The organism is Polaromonas sp. P2_G11, from assembly GCF_056403595.1.
In genome coordinates this window covers 526,543-546,836 of the sequence record NZ_JBFUFE010000001.1, presented here as the reverse complement: position 1 = coordinate 546,836, position 20,294 = coordinate 526,543, and the positions used below count along the sequence as shown (strand labels likewise).

The 20,294-nt window shown below is 56.1% G+C and carries 16 protein-coding genes; 6 read left to right on the top strand and 10 right to left on the bottom strand.

The features are described 5' to 3' along the window. Positions 1-5: 5 nt before the first annotated feature. The 6 genes from AC1DWQ_RS02710 (at position 6) to AC1DWQ_RS02685 (ending at position 13,520) form a co-directional block, all read left to right on the top strand. Complete coding sequence (locus tag AC1DWQ_RS02710; RefSeq protein ID WP_477668264.1) at positions 6-7,502, top strand: tandem-95 repeat protein; 7,497 nt, start codon at positions 6-8, stop codon at positions 7,500-7,502. Continuing rightward, positions 7,499-7,996 carry a hypothetical protein gene (locus AC1DWQ_RS02705; protein WP_477668263.1) on the top strand — a complete coding sequence of 166 codons (498 nt, stop codon included), beginning with the start codon at positions 7,499-7,501 and terminating at the stop codon, positions 7,994-7,996. Before AC1DWQ_RS02710 ends, AC1DWQ_RS02705 begins: the two co-directional genes overlap by 4 nt. An 83-nt stretch (positions 7,997-8,079) precedes the next feature. Continuing rightward, positions 8,080-10,320: a type I secretion system permease/ATPase gene (locus AC1DWQ_RS02700; protein WP_477668262.1), complete on the top strand. Its 2,241-nt coding sequence runs from the start codon at positions 8,080-8,082 to the stop codon at positions 10,318-10,320. Next, positions 10,317-11,642 (top strand): HlyD family type I secretion periplasmic adaptor subunit, encoded by a 1,326-nt coding sequence (locus tag AC1DWQ_RS02695; RefSeq protein ID WP_477668261.1) that lies wholly within the window; start codon positions 10,317-10,319, stop codon positions 11,640-11,642. Before AC1DWQ_RS02700 ends, AC1DWQ_RS02695 begins: the two co-directional genes overlap by 4 nt. Then, on the top strand, positions 11,632-13,029 hold the full coding sequence (locus tag AC1DWQ_RS02690) for a TolC family outer membrane protein (protein ID WP_477668260.1): 1,398 nt from the start codon (positions 11,632-11,634) through the stop codon (positions 13,027-13,029). The genes AC1DWQ_RS02695 and AC1DWQ_RS02690 overlap by 11 nt, the downstream gene beginning before the upstream one ends. Further along, complete coding sequence (locus AC1DWQ_RS02685) at positions 13,026-13,520, top strand: toxin-activating lysine-acyltransferase (RefSeq protein WP_477668259.1); 495 nt, start codon at positions 13,026-13,028, stop codon at positions 13,518-13,520. The genes AC1DWQ_RS02690 and AC1DWQ_RS02685 overlap by 4 nt, the downstream gene beginning before the upstream one ends. 933 nt (positions 13,521-14,453) lie before the next feature. Here the strand turns inward: AC1DWQ_RS02685 and AC1DWQ_RS02680 are convergent. From AC1DWQ_RS02680 to AC1DWQ_RS02635, 10 genes are all read right to left on the bottom strand, one after another. Beyond that, entirely contained in the window at positions 14,454-14,903 is a 450-nt protein-coding gene (locus tag AC1DWQ_RS02680) for a hypothetical protein (protein WP_477668258.1), read from the bottom strand. A 147-nt stretch (positions 14,904-15,050) separates the two neighbouring features. After that, positions 15,051-15,395: a hypothetical protein gene (locus AC1DWQ_RS02675; RefSeq protein ID WP_477668257.1), complete on the bottom strand. Its 345-nt coding sequence runs from the start codon at positions 15,393-15,395 to the stop codon at positions 15,051-15,053. A 546-nt stretch (positions 15,396-15,941) separates the two neighbouring features. Continuing rightward, entirely contained in the window at positions 15,942-16,235 is a 294-nt protein-coding gene (locus AC1DWQ_RS02670; RefSeq protein ID WP_477668256.1) for a hypothetical protein, read from the bottom strand. Between the two features lie 511 nt (positions 16,236-16,746). After that, on the bottom strand, positions 16,747-17,070 hold the full coding sequence (locus AC1DWQ_RS02665) for a hypothetical protein (protein WP_477668255.1): 324 nt from the start codon (positions 17,068-17,070) through the stop codon (positions 16,747-16,749). A gap of 525 nt (positions 17,071-17,595) precedes the next feature. Further along, a complete protein-coding gene (locus AC1DWQ_RS02660; protein WP_477668254.1) occupies positions 17,596-18,000 on the bottom strand; it encodes a hypothetical protein in 405 nt (134 codons plus the stop codon). Positions 18,001-18,266: 266 nt separating this feature from the next. Next, entirely contained in the window at positions 18,267-18,590 is a 324-nt protein-coding gene (locus tag AC1DWQ_RS02655; RefSeq protein ID WP_477668253.1) for a hypothetical protein, read from the bottom strand. Between the two features lie 87 nt (positions 18,591-18,677). Next, entirely contained in the window at positions 18,678-18,929 is a 252-nt protein-coding gene (locus AC1DWQ_RS02650; RefSeq protein ID WP_477668252.1) for a hypothetical protein, read from the bottom strand. Between the two features lie 87 nt (positions 18,930-19,016). Next, positions 19,017-19,178: a hypothetical protein gene (locus AC1DWQ_RS02645; RefSeq protein ID WP_477668251.1), complete on the bottom strand. Its 162-nt coding sequence runs from the start codon at positions 19,176-19,178 to the stop codon at positions 19,017-19,019. Continuing rightward, positions 19,175-19,603 carry a hypothetical protein gene (locus AC1DWQ_RS02640; protein ID WP_477668250.1) on the bottom strand — a complete coding sequence of 143 codons (429 nt, stop codon included), beginning with the start codon at positions 19,601-19,603 and terminating at the stop codon, positions 19,175-19,177. The genes AC1DWQ_RS02645 and AC1DWQ_RS02640 overlap by 4 nt, the downstream gene beginning before the upstream one ends. 117 nt (positions 19,604-19,720) lie before the next feature. Continuing rightward, entirely contained in the window at positions 19,721-20,098 is a 378-nt protein-coding gene (locus AC1DWQ_RS02635) for a hypothetical protein (RefSeq protein ID WP_477668249.1), read from the bottom strand. Positions 20,099-20,294 lie beyond the last annotated feature (196 nt).

The window sequence follows — 20,294 nt, the reverse complement described above, 5'->3', positions numbered from 1 at the left end:
AGTAGATGAGCGACATCATTACCAACGCGAATCGCTATAACACCGGCAATACCTTTCGTAGCGACAGCACAGGAAGTACCCGTGGTAATGTGCGCAACAGCACCGGCACGGCAATAGGTTTTGATTGCTCCGGTCTGGTCTATCACGTCTTACGCGAATCCGGGTACAACGTTCCTTACGCGACCTCCGCGGTGATGACTAATCCAGCAACTTTCGATGGTAGTTGGGCAAGCGTCGTCAATCCCGAGACCGCTACCGTCAAGCCCGGAACCTTAGTCTACTTTAGTGGACACGTTGGCATTGTTCAGTCATATGACCCTGTGACGAAGACCGGAGAATTTCTGTCGATGGCTGGCGGCAACAACATAGGAAAGCTGAAGCCAACTGAGCCGTTCACCACCGATGAAAAGATCAACCCAGGCATCCACTGGGGTGGTTCCACTACCTTTAAAGGTTTCGCTGAAGTTAAACCCGAGCTATACGACCGAACCCTCGATCAGCACCTCAACGGTGCAAATCCCAATGCGCCAGTATTCAATATTCCCGAAGCCGGCAACGCTGGCTTCATCACTTTACCCGGGAACGGTGGTTTTCCAATAGTAAAAGGCGCCGCCGATCTCAGTGCCCGTGTTGACGTCGCAGCGGCCAGCAGTGGTATTACGCCACCACTCCCTATCGATCTGCCCAATGCGAATACGGCATTTGCCACTACCCTAGCTGCGCTCGAATCCAGCGGTCAACCTAACAACGGCTATGGCGGTTGGGCGCAGGACGGCCAAGGCATAGGCGCTATTGGCCGCTACGGATTTCGCGCCACTAGTCTCAAGGCTATCGGCTGGATGGACACTGATGGCAATTGGACCGACAAGGCCCGCTCCAACGGGGTGAGCAACCCAGAGAGTTTTCGTGACAACCCAACAGCGCAGGAGGCCGCGCGAGTCGAATACATGGGCAAGCTCAAAAGCGAGCTAAAGGCCAACGGTTCGTGGGAAATGATTGGGCAAACTGTAGAAGGACACATTGTCACGGAGGCCGGACTGATAGCGGCTGGATGGAAAGAGGGGGCGGGTGCCGTCCTAAAGTTCTTTAGCGGCGATTCCACTAACGCGAATGCCGACATCAATATCATGTTTCGCTTGGATCGATTCGCACAGTCGTCGTTGCCCGGCGACACGGCGGGGCGAGACAGTTCCCCCACGAGTGGAGTGCATCCGTTGGCGCAGCAAGCCGGGGGCGATTGGGAAGACCGTACGGTTTATGACTTGATGACTGGTTTGCCTGTTGGCCCAGAAAGCAATGTCTGGATCACGGATTCAATCAACGCCTCAACGATTGCAGCACCAGCCACCTCGACATCTTCGCCAGTTGCGGCCAATGCGTTAGCCCTGGTCCTAAATCGTGACGTCATACATCACGAAGATGGTTCAATCACACTTGGCTTCATTGCGAAAGCGGACAGCGCCAACGGCAGCATCAAAAAAGGTGACATTGTTAGCGAGGTTTTTGATCCTAAAGGCAAACTCGGCTATTTCAGTGTGAGCCACACCGAACGGGGTGAAACCACGGTGATGGAAAGCGTCCTCAACCCTGCCGATGGTGAAGTTGCGACCACATTTAGTCACTGGGTCGGCAACACTTTGCAATTCCAAGGGCAGTGGGATCTAGCGGGAAATCGTGTGGGTGACCGTTATACGGTGGGTGGCACTACCTACACGCGTAGCATCGGTCCAGAAGGACAGACCCAATGGCCTGACCCAAACGGCTTGAATACAGAGGAGCGTCTCCAGCAAAGCTTTGATCAGGAAGCGCAGCGTCTATTCAATTTGCACCCAGGTGCCAGCGCAGCGGAAATCACCAGTTTTCGTGCTTTGAGCGTCGACGAGCTTAGAGCCATTGAAACCGGCCTGAATCAGGCCGCTACAGCAGAGCCCGGTTCGGTGTACGCTGATGCTGGGACTCACACCGACAACGCTGTGGTTACTGATGGTGGTCACGGTGTAGACGAACCACTCAACGTCGTCGATATTCCGGCCTCCCACTTAGCCAGCCACTTTGCCGGCGGTCACAGTGGCGGAGCATACGGCGAGGGTCAGTTAGCCGGGCTGGACGTGCTGCCCTTCAACGACACTAGCAGCTTCCTCGTCAACGCCGATGGTGACATGGTGGGCGAAGTCACCCGATTGTCGAACGGTTGGGTACAGGTTAAAGACATTGGAGGGGCGAGCGTTTACCTCAACCCCCGGGCGGCATCCGGTGACCCAAATGCCATCGTAAGCGCCCAGCAATACCAAGACGCACAAGAGCAGGCCGAAGTTAGCCAGGCAGCCAGCGCCATCGGCCTGATGAACAGCATCATCGGCTTGCAGCATTGGGACGACATGGGCGACTTGCAGCGGCTTGCCGCGGTAAGCAGCATTTACAACGCACTAGACAAGATGAGCGGCGGCGGTGCCTTGCCCGGCGACTTGGGAACGGCTGCTGGCGTGCTGGGTTTGCTCAGTGCCTTGGACCAAGGCAATGCCGGTGGTGCCTTGTACAGCGGGCTCAGCCTTGTAGAGAGCCTGACGTCCACCGCAGGCATAGCCAACAGCGGGTTGATTAGCCAAAATTTGGGCGGTAACTTCCTGCCTGCTCTGGGCTTTGTGCTTGCGCTGGATTCGGGCGATCGAGTCAGTATCGCTTCCAGCGGACTGAGCCTCATGAGCAGCTTGGGCATGATAGGGCCTTGGGGCGCGGTGGCTGCTGTTGTCCTCACCCTCTTGGGCGGCCTGTTTGCCGACGAACCCGATATCCCCATGCGCGAAGGCCTGGCCCATGCCGAATGGGACGGAGCAGGCAATATCCTCGTCGTCACTGATCAGGACACGGAAGGCGGCGGCGCTACTGCCACAAGCTGGATGCAAAACCTGGTCGATGGCCTGCAAGCTCAATTGGCCAACACCCGTGACCAGGCAGGCAACAGCTGCGCTCTAATTCCCAATCTGCTGCCCGCTATAGGCTATCAGTACGACCCCGATGGCTTCAATCTGGCCAACGGTGCCAAGGGATTTGTGTACCTGAAGTGGACCGATGAGAATGGCCAATCTCAGATTCGTTACTACGATGGCGAAGGTAGCCGGGGCGATGGTACGAGCGAAACCCTGGCCGGGGACTTCATGCAGCATGCTCAGGGCGCGATTGCTCCGACGTGGCAGGTCCAGACCGTGCTGGCACATTACCAGCAAAGTCAGGGCATCCACTTGCCTGCTGCGCAGGCAGGCTTGCCACAAGAGCTGGCCGACGGCGTCCACCAGACACTGCAAGCTCTCACACTCGCGCTGCCGGTTGAGCCCGCCCTTCAAAACGCCCTGATAGATATCGATGGCGACGGCTATCTGGAGCGCAGCCAGTGGTTGGCCACCAACCAAAGCGCGTTGGCGATAGATGTCAACGGAGATGGTGTCATTGGTGCGGGTGAGCTCCTGAATCTGAGCGGCTCGGCCCTGAGCAGCTTGAACTGGCTGGATACGAATAGCGACAAGTTTCTTGATGTGAGAGATCCGGCATTCGCTGCATTGCGCTTATGGATAGACGTTAACGCCGACGCAAGCAGCGAGGGCGAAACACAGACTTTGACGCAAGCAGGTATCGCTGCTATCGACTTCAGCGGCAGTTCACCCCGGATCATCAAGGTTGATGGTAGCCGCGTCGCTCTTACAGCGCAGACCTTGACCGGCGACATTTTGGGCGTGGCATACCAGTCCGTCACGGGTGGCGTATTGCAGCTGGACGAACAGGCGAATGCCCCGGCTATTGCCACATTGCATGCGGTCAACACCCGAACCTTTGATGGCGATGCGGCGCACACGCATGGCGGGGATATAGATACTGATGGCACGAATGACCGCCAAACGGTGCTGGTTGACGCCCAGGACAGCCGTTTGTCTACCACGACGGCTCGTACACTGGCCAACCGAACAGGTAACCCGCTTGGATTCGTACCTTTTGGAGCGGTCACTACGTTGCAAGCCCAGCGGGAAGCCACGGCAGCGATGATTCGCAGTGCAGACGGCAGCATGTTTAGTACGGCGACCGGTATCACGCCTTTGGTCGCCTTGGCACTGGGTGCAAGTGCGGTGCAATGGCCAACGGTGGTTTCTGCGGAGTCGTTGCCAATAGACAGCAGTTTGGCTGGCACGGCCATCGAAGCGGCATTGACTGGCTTGGACCCGAATGTGCCGTCCGCCTCTGTGTCAGGCAACACGCCGTCGGGCTCAGGTCCGACTGTTCCGGCAGACCCGGCGCACGTCGATTTGTCGTCATTGCAGCTCGGTCGCGTCATTTCAGACGTGCACCTCAAAAATAGCGAGGAAGGGCAGTTGACGGGCGATATTTATGCGTTAAATCAGGCTCTAGCCCAAGAAATACAGGCGCAAGCAGCTATCAATTCAATAGCGAGTTCTGCTGAATCGAACTGGACATCCTCAGCTGCACATACTGCGGGATTGATCGCCACTGTGATGGGTGCCGATGTGCTACTGGCCTATCCCGAAGTCAAAGGTGAGCTAATCGCCGGCACCGAAGACATCGGACTGCGCCTCACTGCCGAAACCTTGCTTGCCAACGACAGCACTTTGAACGCGGCAAGTTTCTTGAACAGGCCCATGCTCAGCATTAGCGCTGTGGGTAACCCAAGTCATGGTCAGGTTGCGTTGCGTATCAACGAGACTGGCGGCATCGAAGTGGTCTTTATTCCGGAGACCAACTACTACGGAAGGGCTAGCTTTTCCTACACGGTGACAGACCAGTACGGCTTGAGCACGGTGGCCAACGCTACGCTGGAGATCGTCAGTGTCAATGATGCCCCTACTGCGCGGGATGACACCGCCGTCGGTAACGAAGACAACACACTGATGTTCAACGTTGCAGACCTGCTGGCTAATGACTTTGATGTGGACACAGCTCGGGATGGTGATGTGTTGCACGTCACGCGTGTCGGTTTGGCTGAGCATGGCCAGGCCTTTCTTCAAGCCGATGGCATGGTGCGCTTCGTTCCCGATCTCAATTACAACGGCCCGGCCCAGTTCAGCTACTGGGTGGGTGACCGCAGCGATGCTCTGATCGCTGCAGGTCAGGGCCTTGAATCCCAGGCGACCATGTGTCTGACGGTGTTGCCCGTCAATGATCTGCCCGTGGTCGCGGGTGAGAGCATTGCAAGTGACGAAGACGTGGTTCTCAATATCAACCCTGCCTTGTTGCTAGCCAATGACACTGACGTGGACATGGCCACCAACGGGCAGGTGCTGAACATCAGCGCGGTAAGTGGTGCGCAGCATGGCGCGGTGGCCTTGCTGGCCGATGGAACGATTCAGTTCACGCCAGAACAGGACTATTTTGGCCCGGCCAGTTTTGTGTACGTAGTCGATGACGGCAACGGTGGGCAGGTACAAGGCACAGCGATGGTGAATCTGGCATCGGTCAACGATGTCCCCGTGGTCAACAACGAATTGCTGATGGGCAAGCGCGACGCGACCTACACCCTGAGCCAGGCAGCGCTGCTGGCCAACGACACGGATCGGGAGACTCCGACCGGCTTGAGTATCGTGGCAGTACAAGGGATGATCCATGGCAGTGCGGTTCTCAATGCAAATGGGTCGGTGACCTTTGCGCCGACGCCGGGTTATGCGGGGCGGGGGCAGTTTCAGTACGTAGTGCAGGATGCGGACGGCGGGCAAAGCGTGGGTACAACGGAGATTGACTTTTCGGCAATCAATGTGAATCCTTTGGCGGTAGACGACAGTTTTATCGGATTTGAAGATGTTGTGTTTGTTATCCAGCGCGGCCAACTCGTGGCCAACGACTCAGATCCGGATGCGAGTGGCTTGGCCAACTTGACGGTGGATGCCGTGCGTAACGCCAGCCATGGCACAGTCACTTTGCAGGCAGACGGCAGTGTGCGGTTTCAGTCCAGTTCCAACTTTTTTGGCACAGCCACTTTTGAGTACAGAAGCAATGATGGAGAAGGTGGTCAGACTTGGGCAACTGCTTATCTGAATGTGCAATCGGTTAACGATGCACCCGTCATCGAAGACATATGGTATGGCCGACCAATTTACGGAGCCACGGTGCAAAACGTTTACGGCGTGGATGAAAGCGGCGCCACCGTGGTAATCGGTCAGGCGACGGTGCTGGTTTACTCAGAAAGTCAGGCACGCTCACTGTTGGGCAGTGGCCTGCTTATTGGATCTGGCGGTAGCACCTACCTCAACGGTCACCTGCGCCCAGTCGGTTTTGATAATCAGGATGCAACGTTTACGAGTGGCGAATCGGGCTATCTGGACGATGATCCGTATCGTCAAAACGGCGGTGTGGTGGCTTTTGACCCGGACGGAAATTCAGATCAACTTAGTTTTGGACTGAGTGCATCGGCACAGCATGGCCATGCCTGGGCCAACCTGTACACAGCGGCAAACGCGCCGGACTCGATCGATCACACCCAGGCTGGCTCCTATTGGGTCAGTGAGACGGGCGCGTGGCAGTATTACAGCCAGCGAGGCGATGGCTACAGCGGTGCTGATCCCTTCAGCATCAATGTGACTGACAGCGGCGGTGCCGGTACCACCGTTGCCATCAATACCGTGCATATGGGTTCTAACGCAAGTGGTGGAGGCGGCGGTAAAAAGCCTGTCACGCTGGACCTGAATGGTAATGGCTTGCAATACGTGGGCCTGGACGATTCCAAAGCCTATTTCGATGTTAATAGCGACGGCTGGCGAGAGCACTTGGCGTGGGTGTCGACCGACGACGGTTTGTTGGTGCGTGACATAGGCGCCGACCGGGTGATTGATCGTTTTGATGAAATATCTTTTACAAGCTACCTCGCCGGTTCGCGTACTGACCTGGAAGGCCTTGCCACTTTTGACAGCAATGGCGACGCCTTGCTGAGCCGGTTGGATGCACGTTGGCGGGAATTCGGGGTTTGGCAAGATGCTGATGGCAATGGCGTGAGCTCTCTGGGCGAGTTTCATACCTTGGACGAAATCGGCATCACTCAAATTGGTCTCACAAGCGACCATCAAATCCGGCAGTTGGACGGTGTCACTGAGCTGGGGCAATCTCGCTTTACGTGGTCGGATGGTCGCACGGGTGCTGTGGGTGATGTGGCGTTTGCGGTTGATGAAACCGCTCGCTTGCCAGGTACGTTAGCGGCTATGAATGCTTCTGAGGCTGGTCGCGCTTCGACGGCGGCCGCTATCGCACAGCCCAATGGTGATGCTATTTCGGTTGCGCTGGTCGAACCTGTTGCGACCTCTGTAGTGGCTGTGCCGCTCACGCCAGAGCATATGGCCTTGCTGATGGTGCAAATGATAAACACTGTTACTGGAGCCCAAGACACAACACCGTTGATCAGCATTGAAGCGATTGACGGTCAAGATTCGCATGACGCCCTGCTGGCTGCTCAGGTGCAGTGGGAGCAGGCTGCGCAATCGCCGGTTGTTCAATTGCATGGATCTGCCGCGTGAAAATCGCACCACCTACATTGGGCGACATTCCGCAATTGGTGGAGCTTGGGCGGCTTTGCCATGTGGAAAGCCGGTTTTCGCGCTTGTGTTACGAAGATGAGCGTGTGGCGCAGAGATTTGCCCACATGGTTGAGAAACCGTTGTCCACCACGTTCTTTGTGGGTGCGCGTCATAGCTCTGGCGGGATGCACGGCTTGATGATTGGCAGCATCGACGAGTATTTTTTTTCCCACGAGCGAATCGCTTCGTCAATTTTTTTGTTGGTGCACCCTCAGCATAGAGGGGGCTTGGCTGCCATCAAGATGGTGATGGCCTTCCGCGCCTGGGCACATGCCCGGACTGCTGCGGAAATGTATGTTGGCATAGCCAGCGGTGTAGCAATGCAGAGAACTGGTCGCTTTTTGTCCAAACTTGGGTTAGAGCTCAGCGGCGGTAACTACTCAGCATGGCTGCCTGCGAAATCCAGCGAAACGGGGACGCCTGCAGTCCTCTAAATCCGCTAGGCCCAAGTAGCGTCTTTGAAATTTTCTTTCTATAGCTTTGCCTCGATCGTCTTCCTCCTTTCTCGAAACACTGCGTGACACCCAACACTTACACCATCGTCTCCAACCCGGCAGAGTCGGCCCAGGTGGACTCCGTAGATTTCACAAAATCGCAAGATACGACGAAGGCGTTGCATAACCTGATTGCATCGTTCTTGCACCTTGTAGGTGTTAACGCCGATGTAGCGCGGCTGGCGCAACATCATGCTTGGCCCGTGGACGGTCCGGATAGTGCTGCATTGGTTCAAGCCTTGCAAGGCTTGTCACTGGAGGTCATCCATCACCGAACCTCCATCGGCAAGTTGGTTCGCGGCCCGCTTCCCGCGCTGACGCATGATATTGATGGAGGTTGGCTGCTGATAGGCCATGCCGATGCGCATAACGTGGTGGTTCAAGCCAGCGGTGCTGCGCAGCCACAAAAGTTGACATGGATCGAGTTTGGCCAGCGGATGACTCAACAGGCCGCAAAGGCTGCTCAGATTGAATGGATCACGGCGCGTTCACAGGCAGCGGGAATGGTGCCTGGCAGTCATGGTGCCGGCTTGGGTTTTGGAGTCGGCTGGTTCTGGACATCGCTGAGTCAGTACAAGCAGGTGCTCGGCGAGGTTTTGCTTGCATCTTTCTTTATCCAGATATTCGCACTCCTCACCCCCTTGATATTCCAGGTGGTGATTGATAAGGTGCTTACGCATCGTTCGATGACCACGCTGGATGTAATGGTGGTTGCCCTGTTGGGGGTGGGGCTCTTCGAGGTGGTGCTCAGTGCCATGCGGCATTACCTCTTTACCCATACAACGAACCGAGTTGATGTGGAACTGGGAGCCAAGCTATTTCGTCACCTGCTGCATCTGCCGCTGTCTTATTTCGAGTCACGTCGTAGCGGCGATACAGTGGCAAGGGTGCGGGAACTGGAGAACGCGCGCAATTTCATGACAGGCAGCGCGTTGACCAGTTGGCTGGACCTGTTCTTTGCGATGGTGTTCTTGGGCGTCATGTTTTATTACAGTGTGGCGCTCACTCTGATCGTGATTTGCTCTTTGCCGGTGTTTTTTGTCGCGTCTTGGCTGATCACGCCGCTTATGCGCAAGAAGCTGGAAGACAAGTTCGCGCTGGGTGCCGAAAATCAGACATTTCTTGTGGAAACCGTCACTTCCATGGAAACACTCAAGAGCCATGCCGTGGAAGGTGCATGGCAGCGGGATTGGGAGCGGCGACTGTGTGACTATGTGACGGCCGCTTTTGAAGCGGGCCATTTGGGCAATGCCACCAACCAGTTTATCGGCCTGGCCAGCAAAGTATTGACGGTAGTGCTGTTGTACTTTGGTGCCAGGCTGGTGATTGACGGTGACATGACGGTGGGTGGCCTGATCGCTTTCAATATGTTGTCGGGCCGTGTCAATGCGCCCATCCTGAAGCTCGCTTCATTGTGGCAGGACTTTACCCAAATGAAGGTCAGTATCAAGCGCCTGGCCGACATCATGAATGCCACCCCCGAACCCGTGTTTCAGCCAGGCCGTAGTACTCCGCCAGCATTGGAGGGTAGGGTGACATTCGAAAATGTTTCGTTTCGCTATACCCAAAATGCTCCGGAGGTGCTGGGCGACGTGAGCGTGGATATCCGTCCTGGTGAGATCGTTGGAATTACGGGCATTTCTGGCGCGGGCAAGACCACCTTCATGCGGTTAGTGCAGCGCCTATATCTCCCCGAGAAGGGCCGGGTCTTGCTTGATGGCATGGATCTAAGCGTAGTGGACACCGCCTGGCTACGTCGGCAGATCGGCGTAGTCGGGCAGGATACGGCCTTGTTCAATCGTTCCGTGCGCGAAAACATTGCGCTAGGTAATCCGGCTATTGCCATGGACGCTGTGATGGAAAGCGCCCGACTGGCCGGCGCGCATGAATTCATTCTGCAGCTGCCCGAGGGCTATGACACGGTGATCGGCGAGCGAGGAAGCAAGATCTCGGGTGGTCAGCGCTCGCGTATCGCTATTGCGCGTGCGTTGGTGGGTAACCCGCAAATCCTGTTGTTCGATGAAGCCACTGCGGCTCTGGATTACGAAAGCGAGCGAGTTATTCACGACAACATGGCTCGTATTTGTGAGGGCCGCACGGTATTTATTGTTGCGCACCGCTTGTCCACCTTGCGGATGGCCCACCGGATTCTGGTGCTGGACCGAGGTCGTCTTATGGAGACTGGCAACCATCGCGAGCTCATGAACGTCAATGGTCGCTACGCCTCGCTGTATCAAGCGCATCAGGTGCTGGAGGCTGCATGAAGAACAAAAGCACAGCTGGACATGTCATGTTCAGCACGGCAGCCATTGCGATGCGGCAACAGCCTCCTGCCAAAGTGGCACGTATGATCACTCTGGCCATTTGCACCATGGCGGCTGCGACGCTGGCTTATGCCTGCCTGGTCTCGATGGATATTGTGGTTACGGCACAGGGGCGCATCAGTGCGTCGGGCAAGAGCAAGGTCATACAGCCGTTGGAAGCCGGTGTGGTTAAGGTGATTGCGGTCAAGGATGGACAGCTCGTCAAAGCTGGAGACTTGCTCCTGGAGCTGGACGCCACCGCAACCCTGGCTGACCGTGATCGGTTGCAGCGCGAATTCTGGGAGACCCAGGCGGACGTGGCGCGACTCAATGCCTTGCTGTCGGGCAAGGACACTTGGGCCGAAACACGCGATTTGCCGGCTCCGATGCTTGCCAATCAGCAGGCAGTACTGGCTAATCGGCGCAGTGAGCAGGATTCACGTGTGGCCGCATTGGATGCTGACGTTGCAAGGCGTACGGCGGATCGCGAGGCCATTTCGGCGAATATCGCGCAGTTGCAGAATAGCCTGCCGCTGGTACGGAGAAAGCACGAAATGCGCGAAGAGCTGGCCAGCACGGGTCATATTGCGCAGACGGGCTTGATTGAAACCCGGCTTGAACTCCTCAACATGGAAAAGGATATCTCCGTGATGGGCAAGAGGTTGAATGAATCAGCAGCGAGCCTTAATGCATCTGTCCAACAGCGCAAACAGGCACAGGCCGAGTTTCGTGCCCGGGCCAGCGCTGAATTGGTGGACGCCATTCGCAAGCATGATGCGGCTCGCCAGGAGTTGATCAAGGCCACGCAGCGGCGCGACCTGCAAACGCTGCGCAGCCCGATTGACGGTGTGGTACAGCAGCTGGCAGTCACGACGGTCGGTGGCGTGGTTACTCAAGCGCAGGCGCTCATGACCATCGTGCCCCACGACGCCCTCCTGGAGGTCGAAGCTCAGGTCATGAACCGCGACATCGGTCATGTCAAAGTCGGCCAGCGTGTGATCCATAAGGTAGAGACCTTTGACTTCACCCGCTTTGGATATATAGAAGGCACCGTGCTGTGGGTTGGCACCGATGCGATGGCTGACCCCAAGCTTGGCCCGATATATCCGGTGCGTATCAAGTTGAACACGATGGAGACACCGAGTGTTGTGAATGGTTTGCACGGAGCCGTTACCGCTGGCATGAGCGTGACATCGGATATTCGTACTGGCGAGCGTCGCATGATTGAGTATTTCATCTCACCCATGCTGCGCTATAAGCAGGAGTCTTTGCGTGAAAGGTGATGTGCTCCTGTGCATGCCAACCTGTCTAACGCGTCATTGGTTGAGTATTGCTACTTTTCTTATTAGACCTGTGTTCGCCACATTTTTTCTTCTATCGTCGTTTAATGTTCAGGCCGCCAATTTGTTGGCGGTTTATCGCAAAGCGCAGGAGCGCGACCCGACCTACCGGGGAGCGGCCCATGCCCTGCAAGCGGCGCGTGAGCGCGTACCCCAGGCGCGTGCTGGGCTGCTTCCCGCAGTGAATTTGATCGGCTCCACCAGCAAGCAGTCGGGACAGGCTGCTTTCAGTGAGGCTCCTTATATAGATCGCAATGTGCGCAACCGGAGCTGGAATCTGCAACTGACGCAACCGTTATGGCGCGCAACCAGCTGGATGGCCTTGAGCCAAGCAGAACAGCAGGAGATATTGGCCGAGGCGCAGTTTCGACAAACCGAGCAAGAGCTGATTGTGCGAACGGCTCAAGCTTACCTGGATGTATTGGTTGCGCAGGAGGCCGAGCGCGTGGCGCGTCTGCAAATCAGCGCTGTCGAGCTGCAGCTGGGTTTGGCGCGCCGTAACTTTGAGGTAGGTACGGCAACGGTGACAGACGTGCATGAGGCCAAGTCCCGGTTAGATCTGTCAAGGGCCCAAGCAGTTGCCGCTGCCAGCGATATGGAAAACAGACGTGCTGAACTCGCGCGTATCCTGGGCGACTCTGAAGTCCGTCTGGCGCGCCTGCGTGATGGTGGTCGGTTGCCGGGTATACAACCAGTGACAGTTCAGTCCTGGGTAGACAGTGCCCGTGAACAATCACTGCAAGTCCGAGTCGCTTTGACTACCTTGGAGGTGGCTGACCGTGAGATCGATAAAAGCCGGGCAGCCCATTCACCCACACTCGATCTGACAGCCGGTTATGGCAACAACTACGCTTCGGGGAGCATCTCTTCTCCGGCAGATATTGCAACCCGTACCCACTCAGGTCAGGTTGGTTTGAACTTGACCATCCCGCTCTTTGCCGGTGGCGGAGTGCAGGCACGCGTGCGGGAAGCCATTGCCTTGAAAGAGAAAGCAAGCGAAGACCTGGAGGTGGCCCGTCGGCAGGCAATTACCCAAGCACGGCAGGCGTTTACCGGTGTCGTCAACGGTGCGGCGCAGGTCGACGCATTGGAATCGGCCATTTCTTCCAGTAAAAGCTCGCTTGATGCCAACAAGGTTGGATATCGTATTGGTACGCGTATCAATATCGATGTGTTAAACGCCGAGCAGCAGCTTTATGCCGCCCAACGTGACTGGCACAAGGCGCGTGCGGAAACCTTGATGCAAGGGCTGCGTTTGAAAGCCTCCAACGCTACGCTGGGTGAAACGGATTTGCAAGCTATTAATGATTTGCTGGAGACAGAACCATGACTGAGACCCCTATCGCACCGGAAGAATTGGCTGAGATCGCCCAGCTTGCTAAGAACCAGGCTCATAAGGTGCTTGCGAAGATTCCGCTATTGGGTCCTGTGACATGGCTCATGATGCAGCAGTCTGCCAGCCGACACACGCTGCTCAGTGAGTTGGAGTGGCGTGTTATGCCGGCGCTCATCCTTGATCAGGCCAAGCTCTATATGAAAGATGAAGCGCCCGTGGCGTTTGCGTCCTGGGCACGGCTTAGCGAAGTGGTGGCACAACGTTACATGGGTGCTCCTCATCAACTCGCCTTGACGGACTGGAACTCAGGTGATCAGATCTGGTTGATCGATGTATTTACGCCGTTCGGCGGTGCGCAAGATGTTCTCAAAGATTTACGCGAAAAAGTGTTCGAGGGAAAGGCCGTACGCCAGTTGGTACCGACGGCTCCCACACAAGCCAAGGTGTTGATGTGGGCTGCGATAGGTGCGGCGTCAAGCCACTAGGTTAAGGTTTGCGTAGGTGGAAACTCTCGAAGGACTCGACCTTCACACGCCGAAAGATCTGAAACTATAGACGCGCCTCAGGAGTCTTTTGCCAAGAGGCGAAGCAGCGGCTTCGCTGCGCTTGGTGTCACGTCGCCTGCGAGTGCCGGGTCTGCCCCGGTTTGAGAGGCACTTGTGGGAGGGTTTTCAATACAGCGACAACCGGGTCATCCCGGTTTTCCCTTGTTGATTGACCAGCACTCTTCAGCCCCCGCTCAGAGAAGCGAGGATGCCCGAGCAAGAGGAGGTTTTTAACCTCCCTCGTTCATTACTTCCTTTTGGAGATTCACATGAGTGCCGCTATTGCCGAGGCCGTTGCTGTTGTTGTGGGTGCAGGCGTGTCGCATGTGAAACCGGTGCACGAAAAATGAAGACCGGCCCGATCTGACCTCTTCACCATCAGCAAGGACTTCTTTTCCTCAATGCATTGATCATATACAACCAGGGCAGCAGCCACATTGCAGAATAAACCATGAATGCCCGTGGGATTGGGTCAGACGAAAGAAGACTGGGTCCAAGGTAAGCCGTATAGAAATCGACACTCCAAAGCACGTTCAGCACACCGAGGAGCGGAGCCAGCGCCACCACCCATGCCCCGGACACCTTTGCCCCTTTCATAAATAGGAGTAAAGCGATTGGTACTGCCGCGCCAACAATGGGAGTCCAGAGTAAAAGTGAATCAAGAGCGCGCAGGGGAGAACCCCATCCACCCAGTGCTAATGCTGCCGGCCAACTCACGAGTCCAATACCAATCGCCAACACGATTCCGACAATTCGCATAACGCTCGTCCCCTTCATTTAGGGCATGGTATCGCACGCGATATTCCGGTCGGTATTCAAACGTGAGTCTTCGCCGGGAAAGTGCTGGACTACTTGTCCGTGCTCGTTGCCATGCTAAAGCTCTTTCTCGATTCTTCTCCGAGCCGTTTCGATTCCCTCTCGATCAATATCGTCAGCTATCTGCTCCACGTAGGACAGCCAGGCTTGAAACGCCAGCCATTGCTCGCATGAGTACGGCTGGGCAGGGTCCCAGCGGTGCTCTGAATTCTCCAATGCACCCAACACAGCACTAGCTGCGTCGCATAGCCAGGGTCCACCGTCGTCGAGGCCTCGAATGAGCCAGGCGGGAAAGTAGTAGTGCATGGCTTCCGCTGAAAGAAGCGGCATATCCCACACGTGGCTTTGAAATAACTTCTCCGGCACTTCAGTCGCAGAAAACGGCGCGAGATCATCGGCAAGTTCGGCGCATTCCTGGTAAATGTGAGGCGCAATTTCGTCACGCGCAGGGCGGAGTACCGATGCAAACGCGGCCAGGATTTGTTGTTGTAACTCTAGTGCACTCATGAGCTTGATAGTGAAAATGAATGGGCCACCAACACCCGCGGCGAGACCGCCGTATCCCGTTGTGGATCGGAGTTGAGTGAGCCGTTAGAACGAGCGGGGCCCCACAGGGCGCGAAGCGGCCTTTGGAACGTCCGCTCGATGGAGGGGTTAGGCCGTGCCACCGGACACAACCTTCCTCGCATATGACCACGCCTGCTCGGCTTGCTGCAGCACAACAGGGTCCTTCGCGTCGAGAACATACTCGACGACCGCACCGATCCAACCGACGTTTTCATCACCGATGTGGTAATGGGCGAGATAGCTGGATACCCGGTGGTGCGCCTCGTTCAGCCGGCGTACTAATTCAACGGTTTGCTCGGGAGCTCCCTGACTGTGACAAAGAACTCGAATGGCGATGGTGAGGTTGTGGCTCAGCGAAGAGAGGAATCGAGCTCGCTCAGCCGGGCTTAGCGACTGCAACCAACCTGTCTCGCTTTGGATGGAGGCGTTCACGACCTGTTAGACCTCATGGCGCGCGCGTGTGGATCACCCGGAAGCTCCCAAACTCGGACACGGTGGAGTGGATGGGCGCAGCCGAACTGTAGGCCAGCTCGATTGCGTCCGGTCGTTGCCACCGGACAACCACTTCCGGCTCGCGCACGGAGGCGCCGACCAATGAGCCGTGACGCTCGAAGGAAACCAGCAAGTTTCCGGGCGCGTTCGGCAGCATTTCACTCGCGCCTACAAGGGATACATGAGTCGTTCACGCGACCGTTGCAGAACAACTGCGCTCGAACACCACCAACTTCCACAACTGATCAGGTGACGGGATCTCCCGAAGTCGGGAGTTTTTGCAGGACTCAAGCAATGGCCAGGCGAGGAGAGCGGCGCCAGCAATGACGGGAACGGCGAGCCATCCAAGGAGTACCCGTGGGGTGCGGTGCAATCCGGCAGCGGCTGTGAGCATGAGGTCTAACGTGAAGGTGAGTGACGATCAAGAACAGGTGCGCGCGAAGCGCGTACGCACTCGGACGTCCATCCGGACCGGCGAGTTATGTCTCACTCCGGAGCTCCTTGCAGAAGTGACAGTCCGCGCTCTGCAAGCTTTTCAGCAACCCGGGCAATTACCGCTTCCGCCGGGCCGTCAAAGTCGCCTTCAACCTCACTCAATGAGAACCACTGGCGATTCATGGCAAGCTGGGCCGTTCGACCCTGCTGGCCCCAAGACTTGATTTCAACGTGGCCTTGGATTTGCGGCAGGGTGATCCAGATGCAGTCGTGGTACAGGGCGTGCTCGACACCCGCCGAGCGCAAGGTGGCCGACAACTCTTCCAAACCGTCATTGTGAGACATAACGTAAAAATGACCGGACCACGCCTTTCGACGCGAAGCCACCTTCTGCAGGCGGGGCCGTGTTGGCTGACGGGTTAAGCATCACCACCTCCCGCATCCGGCTTCCACCCAACGCGCAGCCTTTCAGCGACACGTTCTGTGAGCCAAGTGGCCGGACCGTACGCCACGGCTTCAATCATGACGGCCTTGTGCTTAGCCTCAGCCCAAGTCACGGAAGTCTCGATTCGAACAAGCTCTCCATCAACTTCAAGGTCGCTGATCTCTGCCGGTGCTCCGATACGCGCAGCCAACACATGCAGCGGTCGCGCCCCCCCACTCTTCAAGCACGCTAGCAAGAGAAGGATAAATTTGACCAGAGTGCATTGTGAGGCCTAACGTTTTGACTTTGGCGGCGTGCCATAGGCACGTCCGCTTGAAGGAAGGGTTGGCTGTCATCGTGTGAATGTCCCGACGTGACGCCTGAGAAATGACGATTCGCCGCAAGGTAAGTCTCATTGACGGTGGCACGCGTTCACTCGGGCACCACCTTCCTGAAGTAGAAGACCTCGTTCTTGAGGCCTGACAGGAGGGAGAGATCAAAAAAGTCCAATAGAGTCCAGTTGTTCGCGCCGCATTCAAGGTGTAAATCGGAAGACACACGAGATATCTCGATCGTTGGGCTGCCAACCATTTGCTGCATCCGCAGTTCCAACTTCGCTGGTATATCAGCTTGCTCAAGTTGAACGTGCACGGTTTCCTTCTCTCGAATGTACGCGAGGCGCCGGCCGTTGCAAAGGATATCCATCGGTACAAACTTGCCATACCAGCCGGGATTCCGCGTGATTATGACCTTCATGACGGGTAGCGTAGAGGTAACCGGCTACTTGCGCCAGGAGCCCACGAAGCGGGCGGACGCCCAATTAGGGGAGGGTTTGCTTAACATCACAAATTGTTAGAGGGCATGTCGAAAGAACTTGTATGCAATTGGTATGACTATTAGTGGCTGAGCAGCAAAAAACACCAGCAAGTACTTAAAGACTCTCACTTGGGTAGATCTCCCGCGAAGAATCCTGGGGGGTGTCATGCAGCAAACAACGATGGAAGCTGTTGCGACCAGAATGGCCACTTTGGATATTTCGATGGCAAGGCGCGGCGCGTAGATGCTACTGCCTGTAAGCCCAATGACTACAAGGAAAAGTAGACCAATAAAAACTCCGATTGCTGCAATCACGACTCGGAGCAGCACGGATAAAGCGGTCAGCTTGGTGGAGTTGCGATCAGTCATCATATGCGCTCTAACGTAAAAATGACCGGGCCACCAACACTTGCGGCGAAGCTGCCTCCTGCTGTTGTGGGTCCATGTCGATTGACTTGTTAAGGCTCATTGGCGTGGAAGCTCGATGAGCTTTTCGTGGTATTCGCACTCAATGAACGGCATATTGTCTGGGATGGCTACCGGCCGAACACCCGTCTTCTTCATCGCCTCCAAAAAGGCGCCAAAGTCGCATTCAACCCGCACATGAGTTCGACCATAGCCCATGCCGGTAGAAAAGGCTTCTGCAGCCATTCCTTCATAGTCAACCCGAAAACCATAGCCCCAGCCGGGGTCAGCAACCGCATAGCCGGGATTGGCCTTAATCTCCTGACGCGTGGGCGGTGTGACACCTGTGAACTGCTTGAAGGTGAAACGGCCTTCGGCGTCAGTGCGCGTTTCGAAGGGACTCAAACAGGGTCGGCGACCGAAGAAATAGCCGCGGTCGGCGCACCCTGTAATTTGTGCACCCATGAGAGGGCGACCTCCCATTAACAACCTGCCCTCGATCACACCCTCGACAGGTTCCCACGCGGCGAAGGAGGGTGTCGCGACCACCAGCAAGCAAGCGACAAGGAGCTTGGGTCGGATTGAGCGAAGTGCCGGTGAGATGCCTTGATGAGCCTTAACGTTTGAGATGAGAGGCGTGACCCGGCTTGCCGGGGTACGTCCTCTCGATGGAAGGGTTAGACCGCGCGACGTGTGCTCGCCCTTCAACTTTGATGGATTGTGGCGCCATGTCATTGAGCTCGATTTGTGCGGAAGCCGCAGTGACGACAGGACGAGGCGAAAACACTTGCAGAACCTCCCTCAGTGTTTTCAAAATGCCCACAGAAAAGCTTGCTGCACTGAGGACAACGGCTGGTCGCACGCCCCAGGCCTCCAATGGCAATTACACCGAAACCGGTGCAAGCAACAGCGGTAAGAACATTGATGTGTTCGCCCAGTGGCCTGAGCGTGAATATGCCGACGAGGGCTGCAATGAGTACAAGAGAGCCTAGCCAGAAAAGACCTAGGAAGATCTGCATTCGTTTGGCAAACCGCGCCTTTTGTTCGGTGTTCATCGTGAGGCCTAACGAAAAGATGACCAGACCACCAACATGAGGGGCGGAGCCGCCTCCTGCTGTTGTGGGTCCGTGTCGATTGACATGTTAGGTAGCAAGATGCCCTCCCACTCTGAGAAGAGCCAAAACAAAGAGTGCGACTAGAACAGCAACAGCGGGAGCCCATAGCCAAACCGGCATGCGCCAGAAGTTTTTTCGGTCTCTGGAAGCAAAGCGCTGCCACCACGGAATCTCCCGATGCAAGCTTGCATGCTCGAAATTGGCATTGAGATTGCGAGAAAGCTCCTCCAACTCGCGTGCTTTCTCGAGCGCTTCCTGGCGTGATGGATCGTGCTTCATTTCTACTGTTTAACGTAATGTATACCGCAAGGTCTGCGGTATAACCTGGCTACTGAAAATCCAGCCAGGTGCTTGTTGTTCAAAGACTTATTGTTCATTTTGAGCTTCGTTCAGGTCGATAAAAAAAGGCCAAACCCCGCAAACGAATTCTAGGCGGACAGTCTTCTTTTCCTCAATGCAGTGATCACATACAACCAGGGCAGCAGCCACATGGCAAAAAAAACATGAATGCCCGTGGGATTGGGTCATGGTCTTTTCCTTCTGCTACGGAACGCAAAGATTATGAACGGTGGGAAGATAATGCCTCCCAACACGAATGTGGCCAGTTCATTTTCAAGCTTGGCGAGCGCTGGCCCGAGGCAAGAGCGCGCTGGATCTGTGACGAGATATGTAATGGCGACCCTCTGACCGGCACTCGCGCCACAAGCCGATCCAGCCCCGGTGAAGCGTTGGCCTCCGGCAGAAAAGGTGTACTCAGTAAGGCAATGGTTTCGAGGGTCGGTGCGAATGACGATGCCAGTAGCGTACGCGCCACCTCGAACCAGGCGTAAATATCCTAACCAGCCATTGTTATTGAGCATGGCTGCGGTGAATGCGGCAAGAAATGCGACGGTTCCGAGGCTGCCTAAAAACCACATGATAGTAAAACGCTTCAGGCCGACTGAGGCTGCCATGATTTTGCGTTGCCTAACGTCCGCGCTGACCCGGCGCACAACCCGCGCGGCGCAGCCGCAACCTGCAGTTATGTTTCCGTGTCGAGCGACATGTAAGGCCCACGCCCACGGTTTTCATCAACTCTCCTTCCTCGAACGCCAGGTACGCAAGGAAATTGGCTCACCACTCACTGGATCCATGACCATCACCGAGTTGCGCGCCGCATCAACATAGAAGATGTGCCACATCTCAAAACGTTCTGGGCGATTCGCGTACACCGAGACAGACCAATAACACCGACCGCGCAAGAGCACCTGCTTGTCCCACGACATGCCGTAGGTCACTGGAAATTCGTGTGACCGTGACCAAACTTTCAATTCCGGAAGGCTTCCAACCACTTCTGTCGCCCGCAAGTAGCCGGAAGAGTTTTCGGTCTTTGCCTTGCAAGCTGGCGCCGCGGTGGCCGCCCCAGCAAGTGCCAGGTTCAACAGGAGTGCGATGTAAATACGCATCACTACTGAGCTTTAACGTTGGCACTCAGCGGGCGCCGAAGGCGATCCGATGGAACAACCAGTTAAAAAGCCTTTCACTTGTACACCAACCAAAAGGGAAATGCGGCCATACAGAAAACCATGGCAATTGAAAAGACAGTTGGCCTGAAATCGGGGCTGCAGAACGCAACGTAGCCTACAAAAAGCGGCACTGGCCAAA